A 24,725-nucleotide genomic window follows, 5' to 3' on the forward strand; every position below is an offset into this window, starting at 1 on the left:
GTCAGTACATGCGGCCGGGATTGAAGATGCCGGCCGGGTCGAAGCCGGCCTTGAGCCGCTGGTGGATGGCGGCCACCGCCGGCGCCAGCGGCTGGAACACGCCGGCGCGCCGGTCGCCGCCCCGGAACAGGGTGGCGTGGCCACCCACGGACGCCGCCGTGCGGCGGATGGCGGCCGCGTCGCCGCCGGCCACCCGCAGCCAGCGCAGCGCCCCGCCCCATTCGATCAGCTGTTCGCCCTTCAGCACCAGGGCGCTGGCGGCTGGTGGCACGGACAGGCGCCACAATTCACCGCCGTCGAAATACGGGTGACGCTGGTCACGCAGGCTGGCCCAGTAAGCGGCGCCGTCGTCCACCAGCTGGCCGCCCAGCTTGCGCCGCGCGGCGCCCACGGCCGCCTCGGCGCCGGACAGGCGCACCGTCAGCACGCCGCCGTGCCAGCAGCTGGCCGAAATGGGCAATGGCTGGCCGCCCCACTCGTTCAGGCGCCGCAGCGCGTCGATCTCGGGCAGCTCCAGGCGCAAGGTGGCCTCGCATACGGGCAGCGGCAACACCTTGAGCGACACGTCCATGATCAGCCCCAGCGTACCGAGCGAGCCGGCCAGCAGGCGCGAGACGTCGTAGCCAGCCACGTTCTTCATCACCTGGCCGCCGAAGCACAGCAGCTCGCCGTGGCCGTCCATCATGGCCGCACCCAGCACGAAGTCGCGCACGGCGCCGGCGCTGGCGCGGCGCGGTCCGGACAGGGCGGCCGCCACCACGCCGCCGATGGTCGATGCGGCGCCATAGCGGGGCGGCTCGAACGCCAGCATCTGGCGCCGTTCGGCCAGCAATGCCTCGATCTCGGCCAATGGCGTACCGCAGCGGGCCGTGATCACCAGTTCCGTCGGTTCGTAGGCCAGCACGCCGCAGTAGGCGCGCGTGTCGAGCAGTTCGCCGGCCGGCGCGTTGCCGTACCAGTCCTTGGTGCCGCCGCCGCGCAGGCGCAGCGCCGTGCCGGCGGCCGTGGCCGCGCGGATCTGTTGTTGGTATTGTGCGATGAGCGCTTGCAAGGGGACTCCGTCAGAAACGCGGCAAATCGGGGAACTTCAGCACGCCGCCCGTGACCCGCATCTTGCCGAATTCGGCGCAGCGGTTCAGGGTCGGAATTGCCTTGTCGGGATTGAGCAGCGACAGCGGGTCGAAGGCACGCTTGACGGCGAAGAACGCTTCGAGCTCCCTGGCCGTGAATTGCTCGCACATGGAATTGATCTTCTCGATACCCACCCCATGTTCGCCCGTGATGGTGCCGCCCACCTCCACGCTCAGCGCCAGGATCTCGGCGCCGAAAGCCTCGGCCCGCGCGAATTCGTCGGGCTGGTTGGCGTCGAACAGGATCAGCGGATGCAGGTTGCCGTCGCCGGCATGAAACACGTTGGCGCAGCGCAGGCCGTACTTGGTTTCCATGCGCGCGATCCCGGCCAGCACCTCGGCCAGACGCTTGCGGGGAATGGTGCCGTCCATGCAGTAGTAGTCGGGCGAGATGCGGCCGGCGGCCGGGAAGGCGTTCTTGCGGCCGGACCAGAAGCGCAGCCGCTCGGCCTCGTCCTGCGACACGGCGATGGCGCTGGCGCCGGCCGCCTGCAGCACCGCCGTCATGCGCACGATGTCTTCCTCCACCTCCTCCACCGTGCCGTCGGCCTCGCACAGCAGGATGGCGGCAGCCTCCGTGTCGTAGCCTGCCTTGCAGAACGGTTCGACCATGCGGGCCGAAGTCTGGTCCATCATCTCCAGTCCTGCCGGGATGATGCCGGCCGCGATCAGGTCGGCCACGGCGTTGCAGCCGGCGCCCACTTCGCCGAACGAAGCCATGATCACGCGCGCCGTGGACGGCTTGGGGATCAGCCTGACCGTCACTTCCGTCACGATGCCCAGCATGCCCTCGGAGCCGATGAACACGGCCAGCAGGTCCAGGCCCGGCGCGTCCAGCGCCTCGCCGCCCAGCTCCACCACCTCGCCCTCGATGGTGACCATGCGCACACGCAGCACGTTATGCACCGTCAGGCCGTATTTCAGGCAGTGCACGCCGCCCGAGTTCTCGGCCACGTTGCCGCCGATGGTGCAGGCGATCTGGGACGAGGGGTCGGGCGCGTAGTACAGGTCGTGGCGGGCGGCGGCATCGGAAATGGCCAGGTTGCGCACGCCCGGCTGCACCACGGCCGTACGCGCGTAGGCGTCCATGCGGACGATCTGGTTCAGGCGCGCCGTCGACAGCACCACGCCGTCGGCGATCGGCATGGCGCCGCCCGACAGGCCGGTGCCGGCCCCGCGCGGCACGATGGGCACATTCAGCGCGCGGCAAACGTTGACGATGGCGAGCACCTGCGCCTCGCTGTCGGGCAGGGTGACGATCATGGGCAGCTGGCGGTAGGCGGCCAGGCCGTCGCATTCGTAGGGCCGGGTGTCTTCCGGTTCGGACAGCACGCAGCGCGCCGGCAGCACGGCGCGCAGGGCGTCGGCCACTTGTTGCCGGCGGGCGGATATGGCGGCCGGATCGGAGGGAGCGATGTGCATGGCGGCGATGAGTGCGAGTCGATAGACATCGATTGTAAGCACAAACGGCGCCGCCGTCGCGTGGGGCCGGTCAATTGATGCGGATACGCCGCTATTGTCGCCTTCCCGCGGCACGCCGGCGTCATGGGCGGACCGGCATCAGGCTGGCATAATCTGCCTATGCTGGCCATGCTGGCAGCAGGGTGAAATGCGGCGGCCGGCGCCGTTTTGGCGTATCCTCTCAACTTTTAACGGATCAGTAACCATCATGGGCAACCGACTCTCCAAGATCGCCACCCGCACCGGCGACAACGGCACCACCGGCCTGGGCGACGGCACGCGCACCGGCAAGGACAGCGTGCGGGTGCACGCCATGGGCGACGTGGACGAACTCAATTCCAACATCGGCCTGCTGCTGTGCGAAGCCATGCCCGACGCCCTGCGCGAGGAACTGGTAACGATCCAGCACGACCTGTTCGACCTGGGCGGTGAGCTGTGCATCCCCGGCTACCAGATGATCACGGAAGCCCACGTGGCCCGGCTCGACGACCTGCTGGCCAAGTACAACGCCGACCTGCCGGCGCTGACCGAATTCATCCTGCCGGCCGGCTCGCGGGCGGCGGCTGTGGCGCACGTGTGCCGCACCGTATGCCGCCGTGCCGAACGCGCCATCGTCACGCTGGGCAAGGCCGAAACCATCCACGACCATCCGCGCCAGTATGTGAACCGCCTGTCGGACCTGATGTTCGTGCTGTCGCGCGTGCTCAACCGCTTTGCCGGCGGCAGCGACGTGCTGTGGCAGCACGAACGCAAGCGCAGCTAAACCATGCGGCTAAGCCGCCAGGTTGAGCTACGCAGTTAAGCCATCATGGGCCGGGAGCGGCCCGCCCCGATCGGAGTACGCCATGACGCAACGACGCGCATCCCCGTCCGCCATTGCACGGGTCCTCCTGCTGTGCGGCGCCATGCTGGCCGCGCACGCGCACGCAGAGGCGCCCAAGGCGCCCCAGCAGTTTGCCCGCCTGGGCGACATGAAACTGGAAAGCGGCGCCGTCATCCGCGACTGCCAGCTCGGCTACCGCACGCTCGGCACGCTCAGCGCCGCGCGCAGCAACGCCATCCTGGTGCCCACCTGGCACACGGGCACCAGCGAGCAGCTGCTGGCCGTGCTAGGTCCGCAGGGCCTGTTCGATCCCGCACCTTACTTCGTGATCCTGGTGGATGCGATCGGCAACGGCGTCTCCTGTTCGCCGTCCAACAGCGCCAGCCAGCACGGCAAGGCCTTCCCTGCCTTCACCATCCGCGACATGGTGGCCAGCCAGTACCGCCTGCTGACGGAGACGCTGGGCATCAACCACCTGCACGCGGTAATCGGCTACTCGATGGGCGGCATGCAGGCGCTCCAGTGGACGGTCAGCCACCCGCGCTTCATGGATGTCGCCATTCCCGTCGCCGCCACCCCGCGCCTGTCCAGTTATGACCTGCTGTTCTGGCACACGGCCGAACAGGCCATCGTTACCGACGCCGCCTTTGCCGGCGGCGACTACCAACGCAACCCGCCGCTGCCCCTGTTCCAGATGGTGTTTGCCTTGAATGCCACGTCGCCCGGATACCGGCAGCGCACGACGGCGCCGGCCGCCTTCGCCCAGTTCCTGCGCGAGACGGTGGCGCCCGATCCCGAGGCGCCGGACGCCAATGACAACCTGGCCCAGATCCGCGCCCTGCTCAGCCAGGACATCGGCGGCGGGCCGGGTGGGCCGCAGGGGCTGGAGCAGGCGGCGGCTCAGGTGCGGGCACGGGTCCACCTGATCAACGCCAGCCAGGACCAGCTGGTCAATCCCCGCGCGGCGCAGGCGCTGGCGCCGCTGCTTCATGCGGACATGACGATGCTCGATAGCGATTGCGGCCACTTTGCCATCCAGTGCGACATGACGGCAATCCGGACCGCCGTCGAGGCGGCGCTCAAGCCTGCCGTGGCCGCGCACGGCGGCCAGTAGCCCGGTCACTATTGCTATCAGGGAGATATCGCCAGCGGCGCATCGCTGCCCAGCAGCAGCGCCATGCCGCGGGCCATGCTGAGGCGCGAAGCGGCGCCCGGGTGGTCGCCTATCAGTGCGGCCTGTTCATGTGCCGCCAGTTTGCCGTAGAAGCGGACCATGGCCGCCAGCGGCCAGCCGGCCCGGTAAGCCAGCACCATCCCTAACTGGTCGGCCTCGCTCTCCTGCAGGCTGGACAGATCTGACAGCTTGATCTGCAGCGACAGATCGCTGTCGAGCCGCTCCATCAGCACATCGAGCGGCAGCGGCGGCAGGCGCACCAGGACCAGCGCCTCGGACAACGTCTCGCGCACATGCTCGGCCACGGCATGGGCCACCTCATGTCCCAGCAAGGTGGCCAGCTCGCCATCATCGAGTGCCATGTCGCGCACGAAGGCGCTGCCGACGAGGATCTTCCCGCCCGCCATGCAGACGGCATCGACCTCGGGGTCGCTGGTGGTGTGCAGCTCCCATTGCCACTGGGCCGCCTCCGGCTTGAGGGCCACGGCGGCCCGTATCAGGCCGGCGCTGATGGAACGCAGGCGCGCCAGCAGGGCAGGATCGTCATCGAGCTTGCCGCCGGCGGCCAATGTCACCACGCGGTCGATGTAGCGGTCCTCGACCTGGCTGTCCACCGCATCGGCCGGAAAACGCAGCTCCTGCCAGCGCCCCGATTCCGGCACCTGCCCCCGTGCCGCACCGCAGCACAGCAACAAGACCGCCGTCCACATGGAAACCCGGTACATGCCGCCCTCCCCTGCGCCGGGCCGCCACGACCAGACGCACGTCGATATAAACGATTTATATCAATATAGGATTGAAGCGCCCCCGGCGCAAGGCCACGCTCACCGCCAGCCTGCGGTGGCGCAAACGACGCAAAAACCCGGGACGTAACAAAATAATTGCGGCGAGCCCAGCGTGTACATGCATATGAAAACTGGGGACGGAAACTGTGGACGTAACACAGTTATCGAAAAATGGGGACGTACCCCTTTTTTTGAAAAATGGGGACGTACCCCTTTTTTTGGGGACGTACCCTTTTTTTTGGAAATGGGGACGTACCCCTTTTTTGAGGGATGTAAAAAAAACGGCGCCGAGGCGCCGTTTTCTGTGGTTCGTACCGAGCCGGTCAGGCGTTGTTGACCACCAGGCGTGGGACGTCGGCGCCGAAGCGCTGGCGGATCGAGGCGGCGATGCCGTCCGCGTCCAGGCCCACGCTGGCCAGCAGCTTGGCCGGGTCGCCATGGTCGATGAATTTGTCGGGCAGGCCCAGCATGAGGATGGGCTTGACGATGCCTTCGGCGGCCAGCGCCTCGGCCACGGCAGCGCCGGCGCCGCCCATGATGCAGCCCTCTTCCACCGTCACCAGGTAGTCGTGGCTGGCGGCCAGCTGCTTGACCAGCTCCACGTCCAGCGGCTTGACGAAGCGCATATTGGCCACCGTCGCGTCGAGCGACGCCGCAGCCTTGACGCTGTGCGCCACCATCGAACCGAAAGCCAGGATGGCGATCTTCTGGCCCTGGCGCTTGATCTCGCCCTTGCCGATGGCGATCGTCGTCAGGGCCGGATCGATGGCCGCACCGATGCCGGCGCCGCGCGGATAGCGGATCGCGGCCGGACCGTTGTACTGGTAGCCGGTGGTGAGCATCTGGCGGCACTCGTTCTCGTCCGAGGCGGCCATGATGACCATGTTGGGAATGCAGCGCAGGTAGGCCATGTCGTAATTGCCGGCGTGGGTGGCGCCGTCCGCGCCCACCAGGCCGGCGCGGTCGAGCGCGAACGTCACGTCCAGGTTCTGCAGCGCCACGTCGTGGATCAGCTGGTCGTAGGCGCGCTGCAGGAAGGTGGAGTAGATCGCCACCACCGGCTTGAGCCCTTCACAGGCCAGGCCGGCGCCAAAGGTGACGGAGTGCTGCTCGGCGATGCCGACGTCGAAATAGCGGTCCGGGAACTTCTGCTCGAAGCGCACCATGCCCGAGCCTTCGCGCATGGCCGGCGTGATGCCGACCAGGCGCTTGTCGGCGGCGGCCATGTCGCACAGCCAGTTGCCGAATACTTCCGTGTAGGTGGTCTTGCCCGGCGCCGCGGCCGGCTTGATGCCTTCGGCCGGATTGAACTTGCCCGGACCGTGGTACAGCACCGGATCGGCCTCGGCCAGCTTGTAGCCCTGGCCCTTCTTGGTCACCACGTGCAGGAACTGCGGACCCTTGAGCTGCTTGATGTTCTGCAGCGTGGGGATCAGCGATTCCAGGTCATGGCCGTCGATGGGGCCGATGTAGTTGAAGCCGAATTCCTCGAACATGGTGGCCGGCACCACCATGCCCTTGGCGTGTTCTTCCAGCCGCTTGGCCAGTTCCAGCACGGGCGCCGGCAGCACCGACTTGCCCACGTTCTTGGCGGCCGCGTAGAACTGGCCCGACATCAGGCGCGCCAGGTAGCGGTTCAGCGCGCCCACGGGCGGCGAGATCGACATGTCGTTGTCGTTCAGGATCACCAGCAAATTCAGGTCTTCCTGTACGCCGGCGTTGTTGAGCGCCTCGAAGGCCATGCCGGCCGTCATCGAGCCGTCGCCGATGACGGCGATGGCGTGGCGCTGTTCGCCCTTGATCTTGGCCGCCTGCGCCATGCCCAGCGCGGCCGAGATCGAGGTCGACGAGTGGGCCGTGCCGAAGGTGTCGTATTCGCTCTCGTCGCGCTTGGGGAAGCCGGAGATGCCGTCCAGCTGGCGCAGCGTGTGCATGCGTTCGCGCCGGCCCGTGAGGATCTTGTGCGAGTAGGTCTGGTGGCCCACGTCCCACACGATGCGGTCGTGCGGCGTGTTGAACACATAGTGCAGCGCCACCGTCAGTTCCACCGTGCCCAGGTTGGACGACAGGTGGCCGCCCGTCTTGGACACGGAGTCCAGCAGGTAGTGGCGCAGTTCATGCGCCAGCGGCGTGAGCTGATGGCGCGCCAGCTTGCGCACGTCGGCCGGGGAATCTATATTTTCGAGCAAGTTCATATTTATGCTTTCCTCTGCACGATCAAATCCGCGAGTTCGCGTAACCGCAGAGCTTTTTCACCGAACGGCGCGAGCGCTGCGTGCGCGTCGAGCCGCAATTGTTGCGCCAGCGCGCGCGACGGTTCCAGGCCGAGGATGGAGACATAGGTCGGCTTGTTGTCGGCCGCATCCTTGCCGGCCGTCTTGCCCAGCGTGGCCGAATCGGCCGTCGCATCGAGCACGTCGTCCACCACCTGGAAGGCCAGGCCGATGGCGCGCGCGTAATCGTTCAGGGCCGCCGTCTCGGCCGCGTCCAGCGTCTTGCCGGCCAGTGCGCCCAGCACGACGGAGGCGCGCAGCAGGGCGCCCGTTTTCAGCTGGTGCATCTGCTCCAGCTGTTCCAGGGTCAGACTCAGGCCCACGCTATCGAGGTCGATGGCCTGGCCGCCGCACATGCCGGCCGAGCCGGCCGCGTGGGCCAGCAGGCGCAGCATGGGCACCAGGCGTTCGCACGGCGCCGCCTCGGACAGCACGAGGAACGCTTGCGACTGCAGCGCGTCGCCCACCAGCAGGGCCGTCGCCTCATCATACGCCACATGCACGGTGGGCTTGCCGCGGCGCAGGGCGTCGTCGTCCATGCAGGGCATGTCATCGTGCACCAGCGAGTAGGCGTGGATCATTTCCACGGCCGCCGCCGCGCGGCTCAGCAGCTGCTCGTCGGCCCCGAACAGGGCGCCGGCCGCATACACCAGCAGCGGGCGCACCCGCTTGCCGCCGCCCAGCAGGGCGTAGCGCATGGCGTCGTGCAGTTTGGTGGGCACCTGATCCGGGCCCGGCAGATAGGCGCCCAGGTCGCGCTCGGAGGCGGCCTGCACGGTTTTCATCCAGTCGTCGAAGGCAGGCGTCATGCTGCATCCTCCTGGGCTTCGGCGAAGGGCTTGAGCATGTCCCCTTCCAGCACCTTGACCTGGGATTCCACCTTGTCGAGTTGCTGGGCGCAGTATTTCACCAGCTCCGAACCGCGCTGGTAGGCCGCTACCGACGCTTCCAGCGGCAGCTGGCCGGCCTCCATTTGGGCGACCAGTTGGGCCAGTTCGGCCATCGCTTCCTCGAAGGTAGCGGGCGGCGCGGCCGTTTGCGCGGCGTCCGCGCTTGATTTCTTAGACATAGAATTCGGATCTTTACAGGCAAAAGTGCCCGAGTTGTGCAAAAAACAGCGCTGCGGGCGCAGTGTAGCCCGTTATTTTAGAACAAACCAACTTATCCGGTGGAACTAAAGCGCCGCCGCCCATGGCGCCTGGGCCTGCGTTTTATCAGGAAAACTGGATTTTATCGCAATCGGTCCCATCTCACTCCGGGACCGGGTTGCCGGATCAAGGCCGGGGCAGATGGCTACCGATCAGCCCGCCAAGGGGGTGGAAACGCGGTATAATCTCCGGTTCTGTCCGAAATACCATTTTCAACAACTTGAATTCAGGTCTTTACGGATTCTGTCTCTCTTTGGTTTGATGTACATATTAAGGGGGGTTTGGATGTCCGATCTGGGTAGCCACGCCAAGCTCGCGCGATCTGAAGCGCAACTTCCGGTAAACGTCTATTTTGACGACGCGCTGTTGCAGCGCGAAATACAACAATTATTCCAGGCTGGTCCGCGCTATGTGGGCCATGAGCTGATGGTGCCGAACGCCGGCGACTTTGCGACCCTTGTTTCCGAAAACGAAGGGCGCATGCTGGTGCGCAACGCCAACGGCCTCGAACTGCTGTCCAACGTGTGCCGCCACCGCCAGGCGCTGATGTTCAATGGCCGCGGCAACGCCAACAACATCGTCTGCCCGCTGCACCGCTGGACCTATGACCTCAAGGGTGAACTGATCGGTGCGCCGCACTTCGAGACCACGCCCTGCCTGAACCTGCCCAAGACCCAGTTGCAGAACTGGAACGGGCTGCTGTTCGAGCAGAACGGCTACAACGTCATGGAGCAGCTGAAGGAACTGTCGGTCACCAAGGACCTCGATTTCTCGGGCTATATGTTCGACCACGTGGAAGTCCAGACCTGCAACTACAACTGGAAGACTTTCATCGAAGTCTACCTGGAGGACTACCACGTCGAACCGTTCCACCCGGGCCTGGGCAGCTTTGTCAGCTGCGACGACCTGCGCTGGGAATTCGGCCGCGACTACAGCGTGCAGACGGTGGGCGTGAACCGCGGCCTGGCCAAGGCCGGTTCCGACATCTACCAGCGCTGGCAGGAGCAGGTACTCAAGTTCCGCGGCGGCGAAGCGCCGCCCTATGGCGCCATCTGGCTCACGCTGTACCCCAACATCATGGTCGAGTGGTATCCGCACGTGCTGATCGTCTCGACGCTGTGGCCGGAAGGTCCGCAGCGCACCAAAAACGTGGTGGAGTTCTACTATCCCGAGGAAATCGTGCTGTTCGAGCGCGAATTCATCGAAGCCGAACGGGCCGCCTACATGGAAACCGTGGTCGAGGATGACGAGATCGCGCTGCGCATGGACGCGGGCCGCAAGGCCCTGATGGACCGGGGCACGTCCGACGCCGGCCCCTACCAGTCGCCGATGGAAGACGGCATGCAGCACTTCCACGAGTGGTACCGCGGCAAGATCACGCTGTAACGTCAGCCAAAGCCGCGCGGCGGCAGAACCAGGATTTCGATGCAATCGCTTTGGATGTTGTTTGCCAGTTTTATGTTCGCCGCCATGGGGGTGTGCGTCAAGCTGGCTTCCGAGCAGTTCTCCACGTCGGAAATCGTGTTCTACCGCGGCGTGGTGGGCGTCACCACCCTGTACTGCATGATACGGCTGCAAGGCGGCCGCTTCCGCACCACCATGCCGGGCGCCCACCTGTGGCGCGGCCTGGTGGGCGTGGTGTCGCTGTGGCTGTGGTTCTGGGCCATCGCCCGCCTGCCGCTGGCCACGGCCATGACCCTCAACTACATGGCGCCGATCTGGATCGCCGTGTTCCTGTTCGCCACCGGCTGGTGGCACGCCAAAAACCACGTGGAATGGCCGCTGATCGCGGCCGTCGCCATGAGCTTTGTCGGCGTCACCTTGCTGCTGCAGCCGGCCTTCCACGCCAACCAGCTGACGCCGGCCCTGATCGCCCTCTCGTCCAGCGTGCTGTCGGCCATGGCCTACCTGCAGGTGCGCAAGCTGGGGCTGGCCGGCGAGCCCGAATACCGGGTCGTGTTCTATTTCTCCATCATGAACCTGGTGGCCGGCGCGGCCGGCACCATGCTGGCGGGCGCGCCCGGCCAGTCCGGCTGGCACCCCATCAACACCATGCACGGCGCCCTGCTGCTGCTGGGCATAGGTATCTGCGCCACCAGCGCCCAGATGGCCATGACGCGCGCCTACCGGGTCGGCAAGACGCTGGTGGTGGCCAACCTGCAGTACACGGGCATCGTCTTTTCCAGCGTGTGGGGGGTGGTGGTGTTCGGCGACGTGTTCGACTGGCACAGCTGGGCCGGCATCGGCGTGATCCTCGCGTCCGGCAGCGCCGCAACGTTTTACAATACCCGCAGTACCGAACGCGGTAAGGCCATCGCCAACACCGACCCGATCGCAAGCGAAGTATAAGGAGCGCAGCCATGCACACGACACTGATAGACGCCGCCACCCTGGCCCAGCACTTGACCGATCCCGACTGGATCGTGATCGACTGCCGCCATGACTTGATGGACCTGGAAGCGGGCCGCGCAGCCTATGCGGCCGGCCACATCCAGAACGCCGCATTCGCCAGCATGGAAGACGACCTGGCCGGCCCCAAGGTGGGCCCGGACGGCAAGTTCCACGGCCGCCATCCCCTGCCCGACCGCGCGACCCTGGTCGAGAAGCTGCGCCAGTGGGGCGTGAACGACCAGTCGCAGGTGGTGGCCTATGACGCCCACGGCGGCATGTACGCGGCCCGCCTGTGGTGGATGCTGCGCTGGATCGGCCATCCGGCCGTGGCCGTGCTGGATGGCGGCCTGGCCGCCTGGGCGGCCCAGGGCCTGCCCTTGGTGACGCCCGTGGCCACGCGCCCGCGCGGCCATATCACGGAAAAACCCACATTGACCAAGACCGTGACGGCGGCCGAGCTCGTGGCCAACCTGGCCGACAGTGAGCTCAAGGTGATCGACGCGCGCTCGCCGGACCGTTTCCGCGGCGAGAACGAAGTGGTGGACCCGGTGGGCGGTCACATCCCCGGCGCCAAAAACCGCTTCTTCAAGGACAACCTGCTGAGCGATGGCCGCTTCAAGAACGCCACCCAGCTCACGCGCGAGTTCGGGCCCCTGTTCGATACGGCGCAGGATGTCGTCATGCAGTGCGGTTCCGGCGTGACGGCCTGCCACAACCTGCTGGCCCTGGAAGTGGCCGGCCTGGGCGGCGCGGCCCTGTATCCGGGCTCGTGGAGCGAATGGTGCGCCGACCCGGCGCGGCCGGTGGCGACGGGCGAGGCGTAAGTGGGGATGGTCGTGCTAGCCCGGCCGGTGCCGGGTCTGGCGCGTCCAGCGCAAGATGCGCAGCTCATCTCGCACGACGCGATAATCGATCGTATGACCGGTGCGTGGGATGGCAAACCTGCGGCGGCCCGGCGCCAAAGTAGGAGTGCCAATGCCAGGCTGCGTCGCCAGGACGGCTAGCGCCTGTTCGACACGCCGCGCCACCTGCTCTGCGGCCATCTGGTCCTGACCGGAGATATGCTCTAACGTGCCAACGAAGGATTGCCAAGCTTGCGACTGCCAAACTATCCTGAGCTCAGCGGCCTTCACGTTTTCGTTTGGCGGATTGGGCGATAATCTCCCATGCTTCAGCCATCACTTCAGCATGCGGAATGCCCGGATTGGTCTTGAAATATTCTTCCGCTTCAAGATCGGCCAGGATGGAATCTTCCACATCTTCCCATCCGTACTGCCGCACATCCCCCCATACGTCTTCCGGCCGCACCTTGGCCAGGTCGGCCAGCCGTTGCAACCTTAGCATCTGATCCGCGGACAACGCATCGAATTCCGCTCTTGCCTTCTTGTTTGCCGTATCCATGGCACCCACCGCGCGCAACTGACCAAAACCCCATCATACCGCAGGCCGGATAGCTCCGTTTGTGTCCGCGCAAGGTGCGCGGAGAGGTCCTGTCGTCAGTGCCCGTGCGTGAGGAACAGCACGATGCCTACACCCACGGCGATCAGCAGCACTTGCGGCACCGTCTCGCGCAGCGTGGCGCGGCGCTGCATTTGCGGCATCAGGTCGCTGACGGCGATGTAGATGAAACCGGACGAGGCAAACACCAGCACGTAGGGAATCATGCCGCTGGCGCGGTCCAGCATGAAGTAGCCCAGCACCCCGCCGCCGATCGCCATCAGGCTGCACAGCAGGTTGTAGACATAGGCCCGGGTGCGCGTGAAGCCGGCGTTGAGCAGCACGATGAAGTCGCCGATCTCCTGCGGTATCTCGTGCGCGATGATGGCCAGGCCCGTCACCAGCCCCAGCTCGGGATTGGCCAGGAAGGCCGCCGCGATCAGGATGCCGTCCGTGAAGTTGTGCATGCCGTCGCCGACCAGGATCATCCAGCCGGCCTTGCCCGCCTCGCGCTTGTCGTGCCCATGATGGTGATGGTGGCCGTCGCCCTCATGATGGTGCGAGTGGCGCAGGATAGCCAGCTTTTCCAGCATGAAGAACGCCAGCAGTCCGCCCAGCAGGGTGGCGAACAGGCTGCGCGCATCGGCCTGCGATTCGAACGCCTCCGGCAGCGCATGCAGCAGTGACGTGGACAGCATGATGCCGACCGACAGGCTGACCATGCGCTCGACCACCTTCGACAGCAGCGTGAACGAAAAAATGGCAGCGGCCGAGATGCTGACGACGCCGGCGACCGTGGTGGCCAGCAGGATGGAAATGAGTGTCGAATCGATTTTGAACCTCTTTTGGCAGGGACCCGGCGCCAGCCGCAGCCTGCAAGCGGCGCGGGCCGGACGGTATTTTACCGCCCAGCCCGCTTATTTGCCGAATTCCGGCCGAATTCCCGCCGATTTGTCGCCGATTTCCCGCCAAATGGCGGCAATCGGCGCGCTTACGCTTACATCACGCCATGGTCGCGGAACCACGCGATGGCGCGCGCGAAACCGTCCTTGGCGTCCGCTTCCACGTAGCTGGGACGGTAGTCGGCGTGGAAGGCGTGGCCCGAATTGGGGTACACGACGAACACCGACTTGTTGCCGGCCCGGGCCAGCGCTTCCTTCATGCGGGCGATGGAATCCTGGGTGATGCCGGTGTCCTTCAAGCCGTACAGGCCCAGCACGGGCACCTTGAGCGACGGTGCGATATCGATCGGATAGGTCGGCATCATGGCGTTCGCTTCGCCCACCAGGCGGCCATACCAGGCCACGGCCGCTTTGAGCTGCGGGTTGTGGGCCGCGTACATCCACGCGATGCGGCCGCCCCAGCAGAAGCCGGTAATGCCCATCTTGTCCGGATTGCCGCCGTTGGCCTTGGCCCAGGCCAGCGTGGCGTCGATGTCGCCCAGCACCTGCTGGTCCGGCGTCTTGGCGATGATGTCGCGCTGCAGGTCGGCGATGGTGGCCGCCTTGCTGGGGTCGCCCTGGCGCACGAACAGTTCCGGCGCCAGCGCCAGGTAACCGAGCTTGGCGAAGCGGCGCGCCACGTCGGCAATGTGCTCGTGCACGCCGAAGATCTCGGACACCACCACGATCACGGGCAGGTTGCTCTTGCCTTCGGGCTGGGCGCGGTAGACGGGCACGGTCTGCCCGTTCACGTTGAGGTGGATGGTGCCGGCCGTCAGGCCGACGGTATCGGTCTTGATGACGTTTTGCGCCATCACCGGCATGGCGGCCACGGCAAAGCCCGTGCCCAGTGCAGCTTTCAGGAAGTCGCGACGGTCCACACCGTCCGACAACGCGGTTTTCGACAGCAGACTTGCAGCATCTTGTACCAGATCTTTCATATGTCTCCTCGTTTTGTTTTACGTCTCCACACGGGCGCCTTGTGGGCGCCCGCCATTTGCTACCCTGTTACCGATGCGCCGCGTGTCAGTGCGCCTCGTCCCAGTTCTTGCCGACGCCCACCTCGGCCGTCAGCGGTACTTTCAGCGCGGCCACGCCGGCCATCAGGCGCGGCAACTGCTCGCGCACCAGCGCCAGTTCCGCGTCCGGCACTTCCAGCACCAGTTCATCGTGCACCTGCATGATCATCTTCGTTTGCAGGCCGTCGCGTTCGAGCCAGCCCTGCACGGCGATCATGGCCAGCTTGATCAGGTCGGCCGCCGTGCCCTGCATGGGCGCATTGATGGCGGCCCGTTCCGCGCCCTGGCGGCGCGGGCCGTTGGGCGAATTGATCTCGGGCAGCCACAGGCGGCGGCCGAACACCGTCTCCACGTAGCCGCGCGCCTTGGCCTGCTGGCGCGTGTCCTCCATGTACTGCCGGACGCCGGCGAAGCGGGCGAAATAGCGGTCGATATAACTTTGCGCCGCGCCCCGTTCGATGCCCAGGTTGGCCGCCAGGCCGAACGCGCTCATGCCGTAGATCAGGCCGAAGTTGATCACCTTGGCGTAGCGTCGCTGTTCGCTCGATACGTCCGCCGCCGGCACGCCGAAGATCTCGCCGGCCGTGGCGCGGTGGATGTCCACCCCTTCGGCAAAGGCGCGCAGCATGTTCTCGTCGCCCGAGATGTGGGCCATGATGCGCAGCTCGATCTGCGAATAGTCGGCCGACACGATATGGCTGCCGGCCGGCGCCACGAACGCTTCGCGGATGCGGCGCCCTTCCTTGGTGCGGATCGGGATGTTCTGCAGGTTGGGGTCGTTGGAGGCCAGCCGGCCCGTCACGGCCACCGCCTGGGCGTAGTTGGTGTGGACCCGGCCCGTCTGCGCATTGATCATCTTGGGCAGCTTGTCCGTGTAGGTCGACTTGAGCTTGGACAGGCTGCGGTACTCCAGCAGCACCTTGGGCAGCGGATAGTCCTCGGCCAGCTTCTGCAGCACTTCCTCGTCCGTGGACGGGGCGCCGCTCGGGGTCTTCTTCACCACCGGCAGCTTGAGTTTTTCAAAGAAGATCTCGCCGATCTGCTTGGGCGAACCGAGGTTGAACGGCTGCTCGGCCAGCTCGTGCGCCTTCAGCTCCAGTTCCGCCACGCGCGCACCCAGTTCGGCCGACTGGGTGGCCAGCAGGCCGGCATCGATCATCACGCCGTTGCGCTCGATCTTTTGCAGCACCACGGCCGTCGGCAGTTCGATGGCGCGGTAGATGTGGTTCAGCTTCTCGTCCCCTTCCACCTTGCCTATCATGCTCTGGTGCAGGCGCAGCGTGATGTCGGCGTCTTCGGCCGCGTAGGCCGTGGCGCGGCCCAGTTCCACCTGGTCGAACGTGATCTGGCTGGCGCCCTTGCCGCATACGTCGACAAAGGGAATGGTGGTCACGTTCAGGTGACGCAGCGCCAGGCTGTCCATGTCGTGTGTGCGGTGCGACTCGAACACGTACGATTCGAGCAGCGTGTCGTGCACGATGCCGCGCAGCTGCACGCCGTGGTTGGCGAAGATGTGGCTGTCGTACTTGAGGTTCTGGCCCACCTTGGGTTTGTGCTCATCCTCCAGCCACGGCTTCAGGCGCGCCAGCACGTGCTCGCGCGACAGCTGCTCGGGCACGCCCGCGTAGCTGTGGGCCACGGGGATGTAGCAGGCCACGCCCGGCTCCACCGACAGGGAAATGCCGACCAGCTGCGCCGTCATCGGCTCCAGCGACGTCGTTTCCGTATCCACGGCCGTCAGGGCGGCGGTGTCGATCACGGCCAGCCAGTGCGCCAGCTGGGCCTCGGTCAGCACCATTTCGTAGCGCAGCTCGGCCGGCGCTTCGGCGAACATGTCGGCCGTGGCGCTGACCGCCGCCGCCACCACGGCAGCGGCAGCGCCGGCCGGGGCGGCCTTGCCGCTGGCCGCGCCCAGTTCGCGCTGCAGGGTCTTGAAGCCGTACCTGGTGAAGAAGGCCAGCAGCGTATCGACATCTTCCGGCCGCGCGGCCAGCGATTCGGCGATGGTGCTCATGTGGCCCGACAGGTCGCAATCCGTCTTGACGGTGATCAGCTCGCGCCCGCGCGGCAGCCATTCCAGCGCCTGGCGCAAGTTCTCGCCCACGGCGCCGCCCACGCTGGCCGCGTTGGCCATCACGCCATCGAGGCTGTCGTACTGGGTCAGCCACTTGAGGGCCGTCTTGGGGCCGCACTTGTGCACGCCGGGCACGTTATCGACCGTGTCGCCGATCAGGGTCAGGTAGTCGATGATGCGGTTGGGCGGCACGCCGAACTTGGCCAGCACGCCGGCCTGGTCCAGCTTCTCGTTGCTCATGGTGTTGATCAGCATGACACGCTCGTTGACCAGCTGGGCCAGGTCCTTGTCGCCGGTCGACACCACCACGTCCATGCCGGCCTGCGCCGCCTGCACGGCCAGGGTGCCGATCACGTCGTCCGCCTCCACCCCTTCCACCATCAGGATGGGCCAGCCCATGGCCTTGACGGCTTCGTGGATCGGTTCGATCTGCAGCCGCAGGTCGTCCGGCATCGAGGCGCGCGTGGCCTTGTACTCGGGATAGAGGTCGTCGCGGAAGGTCTTGCCCTTGGCGTCGAACACGCAGGCGATGTAGGCGGCCGGATAGTCGGCCCGCAGCCGGCGCAGCATGTTGACCATGCCGTGCATGGCGCCGGTGGGGTGGCCGTCCGGGCTGCGCAAATCGGGCAGCGCGTGGAAGGCGCGGTAGAGGTAACTGGAACCGTCAACTAACAGCAGAGTCTTGTGCATAATGCCGAAAAAAAAGGGTCGCGCGCGCGCGAAAGGGGCATTATCGCAGACTTTGGGGGCCCCATTCGCCAAGCTTGCACTATTTACACAACGACAACAAAACAACAGCCGCACCACCCTGTCCCGGCAGGAAATGACGCTTTAAAAACAGCTAAGCGTGTCTGTTTGTTACAATGGGTTCTCATACTGTATTCATACCGTTTTAACAGGCGAAACCCACCATGATGCGCACCTCCACCCTCTGGCAAGTCCTTCTTCTGGCGCTTTGCGCGCATGTGGGCGCGGCCGGCGCCCAGACGCCGGCCGCCAGCAACCCGCCCAAGCTCGAAAAAATCGAGGAAGTGGCGGACGACCCGATCACGGTCAACGCCAAGCCGGCTGCTGAAAAGAAGATCACCGAAAAGCGCGAAGGTGGCCGCGTGACCGAAGCGAAGGTCAAGAGCGGCAAGAGCACCTACACGGTCAAGCCCAACAATCCGGTCGGCAGCGCGCTGCCGGGCGACGCCCTGGGCAGCGCCAACCGCGGCCCCCAGTGGACCGTGATGGAATTTGACATCGGCAAGAAAAAGAAGAAAACCCCGGAAGAAGAAGCGGCCGACACCAGCGTGCCGCCGCCACCGCCGCCTGCCAAGCAGTAAGTCAGGCATGTCCGCCGCGCCCCGCCCACGGGGCGCGCCCACCGAACCTCATCCCGTACCCTCATGGCAGTTTTTACCCCGGTCACCCTGGACGATATCGGCCAGTGGATCCAGCAATTCCCCCTCGGCAAGGCGCTTGCACTGAAAGGCATCGCGTCCGGCATTGAAAACAGCAATTTCTTCCTGACGACGGAGCGCGGCGAGTACGTGCTGACCATCTTCGAGAACCTGTCGTTCGAACAGCTGCCGTTCTACCTGCGCCTGATGGACCACCTGGCCGCCCGCGGCGTGCTGGTGCCGGCCCCCGTGGCCACCAGCACGGGCGAGCTGCTCGCATCGCTGCACGGCAAGCCGGCCGCCATCGTCAGCAAGCTCGAAGGCCGCTCGCAGATGGCCCCGCAACCGGTCCATTGCGCGGCCGTGGGCGCCATGCTGGCGCGCATGCACCTGGCCGGGCTGGACTATCCGCTGCAGCAGCCCAACCTGCGCGGCCTGGCGTGGTGGAACGAAACGACGCCGCAAGTGCTGCCCTACCTGTCGGACGAAAACGCCCACCTGCTGCGGGCCGAGATGCACTTCCAGCAAGCGTATGCCGGCAGCGACACCTACCGCCAGCTGCAGCAAGGCCCCATACACGCCGACCTGTTCCGCAACAACGTCATGTTCGACGGCGAGCGCCTGACGGGCTTCTTCGACTTCTACTTCGCCGGCTGCGACACCTGGCTGTTCGACGTGGCCGTCACCGTCAACGACTGGTGCATAGACCTCGACACGGGCGTGCTGGACCCGGCCCGCGTGCGCGCCATGCTGGACGCCTACCACGCCGTGCGCCCGTTCACGGCCGCCGAACAGACAGCCTGGCAACCGATGCTGCGCGCGGCCGCGCTGCGTTTCTGGCTGTCGCGCCTGTACGACTTCTACCAGCCGCGCGAAGCGGAAATGCTGACCCCGCACGACCCCGCGCATTTCGAACGCATCCTGCGCGAGCGCATCGCCACGCCTGCGCCGGGCCTGTACTGATGAACAAGCTGCCCGCAAGTACCGGCTGGCTGTGGGTCAAACAGGGCGTGGTCCTGTTCCGACAGCAGCCGGCCGCGCTGTCGACGCTGCTGCTCGGCTCCATGCTGATCTCGCTGCTGGCCAGCGTGGTGCCGCTGCTGGGGCAGTTCATGCCCTTGATCCTGATCCCCGTGTTTTCGGTCGCCTTCATGCAGGCCTGCCTCGACATCGACCAAGGCAAGCGCATCGTGCCGGCTCGCTTGCTGACGGGCTTCCAGAAGCCGGCCGTGGGCACGCTGCTGAAACTGGGTGTGCTGTACCTGGGCGCCGCCGCCCTGGCCCTGGGCGCCTCGGCGCTGGCCGACGACGGCGTGCTGTTCCAGCTGATCACGGGACAGATCGAAGCCAACAGCGACACGGCCAAGCAACTGAAGGACGCCAACCTGGGCGGCGCCATGCTGCTGGCCTGCGCCGTCTACATCCCGGCCGCGATGGCGTTCTGCTTTGCCGCGCCGCTGATCTACTGGCAGAAGATGGCGCTGGGGAAGGCGATCTTCTTCAGCTTTTTCGCCGTGCTGCGCGCGTTGAAGGCCTTCATCGTATTCGCGCTGGGCTGGTTCGCCATCAGCGCCACGGTGAGCGAAGTGGTGCTGCTGGTGATGGGCCGCAGCCAGGCCGCCCTGCTGGTGCTGCTGCCGCTGTCCGTGATCCTGACGGTGCTGCTGCACTGCTCGTTCTACGCCAGCTACCGTCAGATCTTCGGCCTGCCGGCCATGCCGCAGGAACCGGCGCCGGCAACACAAGAATAAAGCTGTTGGGGTGCCACTATGCATTGCCTTGGACGACTATTTCGTGGAGCGATGTAGGGCCGCCTCGTAATTCCGCCCACGATAAAAGATGCCAACGATAATCACCCTCGTTGTCGTATCGTCGACGGCGAACGCAATCGTGGCGCTGCCCTTGTAATTCGTGATGCGCATCCCCGGACGAATGTCATCCCGCTGCATACCCCGGTGCGGGAATTGCGCCAGCTCCGCACAATAATCGACGATGGCGGTTGTGTAACGCTCGGCCGTATCTGGCGAGGCCTCGGCAGCGATATAGCGGTACATCTCAGCCAATTGCTCCTCCGCCTCTGGCGTGAAAACAACGGCATATTGCTTCATTTCTTACGCGCCGCCTGATGCTCCGCAGCCAGCCGGGTGCGCACGTCATCCAGGCCGACGGCACGTGCCGGGTCGGCTCGTACCGCATCCAGCGCCGGCGCGGCCTGCTCATGTAGCCAGTCGTCAAGCACGCGGTCGCGCGCGAACAATGCCCGCAGACCGTCGCGTATCACTTCACTTTCAGTCGCGTAAAGGCCAGCTGTCACTTTGGCTTTCACCGCTTCAGCCATTTCCGAAGGAAGCGTAATGCTGAGTTGCTGAGTGGTTCGCATGATTTCTCCCCAATGGGATTAAACAGGATTAAATCCTACTCCGTCTGCGCTTTGCTGTCGCCCCGGCCGATGCAATACAAGCCAGGCCGATTGAATGGTGCTGCCCTCCGCAGGTCAGCGCCCCAACCGCTCCAGCTTCGCCACGCTCAAGTCCAGCACCTTCATGCCGTGGCTGCCGAAATTGATCTGGGCCCGCGCATTGCCGCCGCTGCCTTCGATGTTGACGATCACGCCTTCGCCGAACTTGCCGTGGGCGACCGACTCGCCGATGCGCCAGCCGGCGCCGGCCGACTTCTGCGCGATCTTCTGCGCGATGGCGTTATCCGATCCCACCAGCGGCACCGCCTCGTCCCAGGCCGACTTGCGGTGGTTGACGGCCGACCAGTGCGACTGCACCTTGGGCGAGAGCCACTTGAGCGACTCTTCCGGCAGCTCGTCGAAGAAGCGCGACTTCATGTTGTAGCGGGTCTGGCCGTGCAGCATGCGGGTCTGGGCGAAGCACATGTAGAGCCGCTTGCGCGCGCGCGTGATGGCCACGTACATCAGGCGCCGTTCCTCTTCCACCCCGCCGTCTTCTTTGGAACTGCTCTCGTGCGGGAACAGGCCTTCTTCCAGGCCCGTGATGAAGACGTTGTCGAACTCCAGGCCCTTGGCCGAGTGCACCGTCATCATCTGCAGCGCGTCCTGCCCGGCCTGCGCCTGGTTGTCGCCCGCTTCCAGCGACGCATGCGACAGGAAGGCCGACAGCGGCGACATCACGGTCGGCAGCGGCGCGTCGGCGTCGTAAATCTCCACACCATCCTCGTTGACGATGGCCTCGCCCGCCTGGGCCAGGGCCTTCGGTCCCAGATGGGCCGGCGCGCCCTGGCCGTAGCCTTCTTCGGACACGAACTGGGTGGCGGCGCTGACCATCTGTTCCAGGTTCTCGATGCGGTCGGCGCCTTCCTTCTCGCTCTGGTAGTGAGTCAGCAGGCCGCTCATTTCCAGCGTCACGCGCACAAGTTCGGGCAGCGCCATCTGCTGCGTCTCGAAGCGTGCCCCTTCGATCAGGCGCACGAAGCCGCCCAGCGAGCTGCCGGCCTTGCCCGCCACGTAAGGCACGGCCGCGTACAGCGAAATGCCGTGCTGCTCGGACGCCGCCTGCAGCTGTTCGATCGAGCGCAGGCCGATGCCGCGCGTGGGGAAGTTCACCACCCGCAGGAAGGCCGAGTCGTTGTGCGGATTGTCCATCAGCTGCAGGTAGGCGATGGCGTGCTTGACCTCGGCGCGCTGGAAGTAGCGCAGGCCGCCGTACACGTGGTACGGAATGCCGGCCGAGAACAGCGCATGCTCGATCACGCGCGACTGGGCGTTGGAGCGGTACAGCACGGCGATCTCGCTGCGCGAGGCGCCGTCGGCGATCAGGTTCTTGGACTCCTCGATGATCCACTGGGCTTCGGCCAGGTCGGAGCTGGCCTCGTACACGCGCACCGGTTCGCCGTGGCCGGCGTCCGTGCGCAGGTTCTTGCCCAGGCGCTTGCTGTTATTGGCGATCAGCATATTGGCCGAGTCCAGGATGTGGCCGTGCGAGCGGTAGTTCTGCTCCAGCTTGATCAGGTTCTGCACCTTGAACTCGCGCTCGAACGCGCTCATGTTGCCCACGTTGGCGCCGCGGAAGGCATAGATACTCTGGTCGTCGTCGCCCACGGCGAACAGGGCGCCGCCGCCCTGGCTGCCATGGCCGGCCATCAGCTTGAGCCAGTTGTATTGCAGGTTATTGGTGTCCTGGAACTCGTCGACCAGGATGTGCTTGAAGCGCTGCTGGTAATGCTCGCGCAGCGGCTGGTTACGGCTCAGCAGCTCGTAGGTGCGCAGCAGCAGTTCGGCAAAGTCCACCACGCCTTCGCGCTGGCACTGGTCGTCGTACAGCTGGTACAACTCGACCTTCTTGCGCTCGTCCGGGCCGTAAGGGTCGATCTTGTTGGCACGCAGGCCCTGGTCCTTGGCGCCGTTGATGAAGTACTGCACTTCCTTGGGTGGGAACTTGTCGTCGTCCACGTTGTTCGCCTTCAGCAGCCGCTTGATGACGGACAGCTGGTCCTGCGAGTCGAGGATCTGGAACGTCTGCGGCAGGGCCGCGTCGCGGTAGTGCGTGCGCAGCAGGCGGTTGCACAGGCCGTGGAAGGTCCCTATCCACATGCCGCGCGTATTGATCGGCAACATGGCCGACAGGCGCGTCATCATTTCCTTGGCCGCCTTGTTGGTGAAGGTCACGGCCAGGATGCCGGCCGGCGACACCTGGCCGGTCTGGATCAGCCACGCGATGCGGGTGGTCAGCACGCGCGTCTTGCCGGAGCCGGCGCCGGCCAGGATCAGGGCGCTCTGGGGCGGCAGCGTGACGGCGGCCAGTTGTTCGGGATTGAGGTTGTGGAGGAGATTTTGCATCCCGTGATTATACCGGGCCGGCGTGCCAGTGCTGGGGTTTTATACAGTCCACGGCACAGGCGGGCCGGCCCGCCACGTCAGTAGATCACCACCGAGCGGATCGATTCGCCGCTCTTCATCAGGTCGAAGCCTTCGTTGATGCGCTCCAGCGGCAGCCGGTGCGTGATCAGGTCGTCGATATTGAGCTTGCCTTCCATGTACCAGTCGACGATTTTCGGCACGTCGGTGCGCCCGCGCGCGCCGCCGAAGGCCGAGCCCTTCCACACCCGTCCCGTCACCAGCTGGAACGGCCGGGTCGAGATTTCCTGGCCGGCCGCCGCCACGCCGATGATGATGGATTGGCCCCAGCCCTTGTGGCAGCACTCGAGCGCCTGGCGCATGGTGGTGGTGTTGCCTATGCATTCGAAGCTGTAGTCGGCGCCGCCGTCGGTCAGCCCGATGATGGCGTCGACCACGTTTTCCACCTGGCTGGGGTTGATGAAGTGGGTCATGCCGAACTTGCGTGCCATCTCCTGGCGGGCCGGGTTGATGTCGACCCCGATGATCTTGTCGGCGCCCACCATGCGCGCGGCCTGGATCACGTTCAGGCCAATGCCGCCCAGGCCGAACACCACCACGTTGGCGCCCGCTTCCACCTTGGCCGTAAACAGCACGGCGCCCACGCCCGTGGTCACGCCGCAGCCGATGTAGCACACCTTGTCGAACGGCGCGTCTGCGCGGATTTTCGCCAGCGCGATCTCCGGCACCACGATGTAGTTGGAGAAGGTGGAGGTGCCCATGTAGTGGTAGATCGGCTTGCCGTCCAGCGAGAAGCGGCTGGTGGCGTCGGGCATCAGGCCGCGGCCCTGGGTGGCGCGGATCGACTGGCACAGGTTGGTCTTCTGCGACAGGCAGAATTTGCACTGGCGGCATTCCGGGGTGTAAAGCGGGATGACGTGGTCGTCCTGCTTCAGGCTTTTCACGCCCGGGCCCACTTCCACCACCACGCCGGCCCCTTCATGGCCCAGGATGGCGGGGAAGATGCCTTCCGGGTCGGCGCCCGACAGCGTGTAGTAATCCGTGTGGCAGATGCCGGTGGCCTTGATCTCGACCAGCACCTCGCCTTCGCGCGGACCGCCCAGCTCCACTTCCTCGATCGTCAGCGGCTGGCCCGCCTTCCATGCAATGGCTGCTTTGGTTTTCATGTGTTCGTCCTGTGATGGCGTTATTGGGGAATCGGGTTCGGCGGCGCGGCCAGCGCCGGCGCCGCCGGTGCGCCATCATAACAAAACGCCAACGTGGACGATATCCCGGTACGCTCAGTACGACGGCTGGGCCACTGGCGTCAAAGAAGAAGAGGAAATGCCGAGCAGCTGCGACACGGTCAGCCACAGCTGGCGCGGCGAAGTCCACGGCTTGGGCAGGAAGGCGATGGCCTGGTCGTACCGGTCGGGCCGGCGCGCCGAATACAGCAGCACGGGCGTGCCTTGCTGCAGCTGGCACAACGTCGCCAGCAGGGCCGCGCCGTCACCGTCAGGCAGGTCAGGGTCCAGCACCACCAGCGCGTAGCGCCCGTTCTGCGCGGCGCGCACGGCCGCCGCCATGGTGCCGGCGTGGGTGACCTGGGTTTCCGGCACCAGCAAGGTGGCCAGGACCAGGGCCGCGTCATGGTCGCTGTCCACGTGCAGCACGCGCGGCGTGTCGCCCGGCGCGCGGGCATCGGCGTGGGCCGCGCGGGCCTGGTCCAGTTGCTGCTGGCTGGCGCAGGGCGACGCATCCGCGCCGCTGGCTGGCTTGATCGTCATGGAGTCTCTCCGGCGAAAAAGTGATCGGACTGTCCCGCGCACGCGGCGACCGCGCAGCAAGGGCGCGGCAGGCAACGGTGGTCACGGGATCGGTTC

At 65.8% G+C, this 24,725-nt stretch carries 24 protein-coding genes; 8 read left to right on the forward strand and 16 right to left on the reverse strand.

From position 1 onward, the window contains the following. Position 1: 1 nt before the first annotated feature. On the reverse strand, positions 2-1,051 hold the full coding sequence (glcE, locus tag AC3WOS_RS05355) for a glycolate oxidase subunit GlcE (RefSeq protein ID WP_492714820.1): 1,050 nt from the start codon (positions 1,049-1,051) through the stop codon (positions 2-4). Positions 1,052-1,061: 10 nt separating this feature from the next. After that, positions 1,062-2,552, reverse strand: a complete 1,491-nt coding sequence (locus AC3WOS_RS05360; protein ID WP_492714982.1) for an FAD-linked oxidase C-terminal domain-containing protein — start codon at positions 2,550-2,552, stop codon at positions 1,062-1,064. A gap of 247 nt (positions 2,553-2,799) precedes the next feature. Here AC3WOS_RS05360 and AC3WOS_RS05365 point away from each other — a divergent pair, with 247 nt between their 5' ends. Together AC3WOS_RS05365 and AC3WOS_RS05370 are read left to right on the forward strand one after the other, a co-directional pair. Continuing rightward, a complete protein-coding gene (locus AC3WOS_RS05365) occupies positions 2,800-3,354 on the forward strand; it encodes a cob(I)yrinic acid a,c-diamide adenosyltransferase (RefSeq protein WP_492714821.1) in 555 nt (184 codons plus the stop codon). A gap of 82 nt (positions 3,355-3,436) precedes the next feature. Further along, positions 3,437-4,528, forward strand: coding sequence for an alpha/beta fold hydrolase (locus AC3WOS_RS05370; RefSeq protein WP_492714822.1), 1,092 nt, complete (start codon positions 3,437-3,439; stop codon positions 4,526-4,528). 17 nt (positions 4,529-4,545) lie between these two features. On the opposite strand, the gene AC3WOS_RS05375 is transcribed toward AC3WOS_RS05370, so the two are convergent. The 4 genes from AC3WOS_RS05375 to AC3WOS_RS05390 all read right to left on the reverse strand — a co-directional run bounded on the left by AC3WOS_RS05375 (position 4,546) and on the right by AC3WOS_RS05390 (position 8,715). After that, complete coding sequence (locus tag AC3WOS_RS05375; protein ID WP_492714823.1) at positions 4,546-5,313, reverse strand: M48 family metalloprotease; 768 nt, start codon at positions 5,311-5,313, stop codon at positions 4,546-4,548. Positions 5,314-5,696: 383 nt separating this feature from the next. Beyond that, a complete protein-coding gene (gene dxs, locus AC3WOS_RS05380) occupies positions 5,697-7,568 on the reverse strand; it encodes a 1-deoxy-D-xylulose-5-phosphate synthase (RefSeq protein WP_492714824.1) in 1,872 nt (623 codons plus the stop codon). Between the two features lie 2 nt (positions 7,569-7,570). After that, positions 7,571-8,455 carry a polyprenyl synthetase family protein gene (locus AC3WOS_RS05385; RefSeq protein WP_492714825.1) on the reverse strand — a complete coding sequence of 295 codons (885 nt, stop codon included), beginning with the start codon at positions 8,453-8,455 and terminating at the stop codon, positions 7,571-7,573. Further along, entirely contained in the window at positions 8,452-8,715 is a 264-nt protein-coding gene (locus AC3WOS_RS05390; protein ID WP_492714826.1) for an exodeoxyribonuclease VII small subunit, read from the reverse strand. Before AC3WOS_RS05390 ends, AC3WOS_RS05385 begins: the two co-directional genes overlap by 4 nt. Positions 8,716-9,079: 364 nt before the next feature. Here AC3WOS_RS05390 and AC3WOS_RS05395 point away from each other — a divergent pair, with 364 nt between their 5' ends. From AC3WOS_RS05395 to AC3WOS_RS05405, 3 genes are read left to right on the forward strand one after another with little or no spacing between them, the layout of a single operon-like run. Next, positions 9,080-10,180, forward strand: coding sequence for an aromatic ring-hydroxylating oxygenase subunit alpha (locus AC3WOS_RS05395; protein ID WP_492714827.1), 1,101 nt, complete (start codon positions 9,080-9,082; stop codon positions 10,178-10,180). A 39-nt stretch (positions 10,181-10,219) separates the two neighbouring features. Then, positions 10,220-11,143 (forward strand): DMT family transporter, encoded by a 924-nt coding sequence (locus tag AC3WOS_RS05400; RefSeq protein WP_492714828.1) that lies wholly within the window; start codon positions 10,220-10,222, stop codon positions 11,141-11,143. An 11-nt stretch (positions 11,144-11,154) separates the two neighbouring features. Then, positions 11,155-12,009, forward strand: coding sequence for a sulfurtransferase (locus tag AC3WOS_RS05405; protein ID WP_492714829.1), 855 nt, complete (start codon positions 11,155-11,157; stop codon positions 12,007-12,009). A 15-nt stretch (positions 12,010-12,024) separates the two neighbouring features. On the opposite strand, the gene AC3WOS_RS05410 is transcribed toward AC3WOS_RS05405, so the two are convergent. The 5 genes from AC3WOS_RS05410 to polA all read right to left on the reverse strand — a co-directional run bounded on the left by AC3WOS_RS05410 (position 12,025) and on the right by polA (position 17,346). Next, complete coding sequence (locus AC3WOS_RS05410) at positions 12,025-12,318, reverse strand: type II toxin-antitoxin system RelE/ParE family toxin (RefSeq protein ID WP_492714830.1); 294 nt, start codon at positions 12,316-12,318, stop codon at positions 12,025-12,027. Continuing rightward, positions 12,305-12,586 carry a hypothetical protein gene (locus tag AC3WOS_RS05415; RefSeq protein ID WP_492714831.1) on the reverse strand — a complete coding sequence of 94 codons (282 nt, stop codon included), beginning with the start codon at positions 12,584-12,586 and terminating at the stop codon, positions 12,305-12,307. Before AC3WOS_RS05415 ends, AC3WOS_RS05410 begins: the two co-directional genes overlap by 14 nt. 95 nt (positions 12,587-12,681) lie before the next feature. Beyond that, positions 12,682-13,431: a ZIP family metal transporter gene (locus tag AC3WOS_RS05420; RefSeq protein WP_492714983.1), complete on the reverse strand. Its 750-nt coding sequence runs from the start codon at positions 13,429-13,431 to the stop codon at positions 12,682-12,684. 188 nt (positions 13,432-13,619) lie between these two features. Next, the gene (locus AC3WOS_RS05425) at positions 13,620-14,504 is read right to left on the reverse strand and encodes a dienelactone hydrolase family protein (protein WP_492714832.1); all 885 of its coding nucleotides are present in this window, start codon (positions 14,502-14,504) and stop codon (positions 13,620-13,622) included. A gap of 85 nt (positions 14,505-14,589) precedes the next feature. Next, the gene (polA, locus tag AC3WOS_RS05430) at positions 14,590-17,346 is read right to left on the reverse strand and encodes a DNA polymerase I (RefSeq protein WP_492714833.1); all 2,757 of its coding nucleotides are present in this window, start codon (positions 17,344-17,346) and stop codon (positions 14,590-14,592) included. A gap of 221 nt (positions 17,347-17,567) precedes the next feature. Here polA and AC3WOS_RS05435 point away from each other — a divergent pair, with 221 nt between their 5' ends. From AC3WOS_RS05435 to AC3WOS_RS05445, 3 genes are all read left to right on the forward strand, one after another. Then, entirely contained in the window at positions 17,568-17,984 is a 417-nt protein-coding gene (locus tag AC3WOS_RS05435; RefSeq protein WP_492714834.1) for a hypothetical protein, read from the forward strand. Positions 17,985-18,047: 63 nt separating this feature from the next. Beyond that, on the forward strand, positions 18,048-19,004 hold the full coding sequence (locus AC3WOS_RS05440) for a homoserine kinase (RefSeq protein ID WP_492714835.1): 957 nt from the start codon (positions 18,048-18,050) through the stop codon (positions 19,002-19,004). Then, positions 19,004-19,792 carry a BPSS1780 family membrane protein gene (locus AC3WOS_RS05445; RefSeq protein ID WP_492714836.1) on the forward strand — a complete coding sequence of 263 codons (789 nt, stop codon included), beginning with the start codon at positions 19,004-19,006 and terminating at the stop codon, positions 19,790-19,792. Before AC3WOS_RS05440 ends, AC3WOS_RS05445 begins: the two co-directional genes overlap by 1 nt. Positions 19,793-19,828: 36 nt before the next feature. Here AC3WOS_RS05445 and AC3WOS_RS05450 read toward each other — a convergent pair whose 3' ends face one another. The 5 genes from AC3WOS_RS05450 to AC3WOS_RS05470 all read right to left on the reverse strand — a co-directional run bounded on the left by AC3WOS_RS05450 (position 19,829) and on the right by AC3WOS_RS05470 (position 24,629). Continuing rightward, entirely contained in the window at positions 19,829-20,149 is a 321-nt protein-coding gene (locus AC3WOS_RS05450) for a type II toxin-antitoxin system RelE/ParE family toxin (RefSeq protein ID WP_492714837.1), read from the reverse strand. Beyond that, a complete protein-coding gene (locus AC3WOS_RS05455; protein WP_492714838.1) occupies positions 20,146-20,421 on the reverse strand; it encodes a ribbon-helix-helix domain-containing protein in 276 nt (91 codons plus the stop codon). The genes AC3WOS_RS05450 and AC3WOS_RS05455 overlap by 4 nt, the downstream gene beginning before the upstream one ends. Before the next feature lie 114 nt (positions 20,422-20,535). Continuing rightward, the gene (locus tag AC3WOS_RS05460; RefSeq protein ID WP_492714839.1) at positions 20,536-22,845 is read right to left on the reverse strand and encodes a UvrD-helicase domain-containing protein; all 2,310 of its coding nucleotides are present in this window, start codon (positions 22,843-22,845) and stop codon (positions 20,536-20,538) included. A 77-nt stretch (positions 22,846-22,922) separates the two neighbouring features. Continuing rightward, a complete protein-coding gene (locus AC3WOS_RS05465) occupies positions 22,923-24,029 on the reverse strand; it encodes an S-(hydroxymethyl)glutathione dehydrogenase/class III alcohol dehydrogenase (protein ID WP_492714840.1) in 1,107 nt (368 codons plus the stop codon). A gap of 114 nt (positions 24,030-24,143) precedes the next feature. Next, the gene (locus AC3WOS_RS05470) at positions 24,144-24,629 is read right to left on the reverse strand and encodes a response regulator (RefSeq protein WP_492714841.1); all 486 of its coding nucleotides are present in this window, start codon (positions 24,627-24,629) and stop codon (positions 24,144-24,146) included. Positions 24,630-24,725: the final 96 nt, after the last annotated feature.

The sequence above is a fragment of the Rugamonas sp. FW305-51 genome (assembly GCF_058786935.1).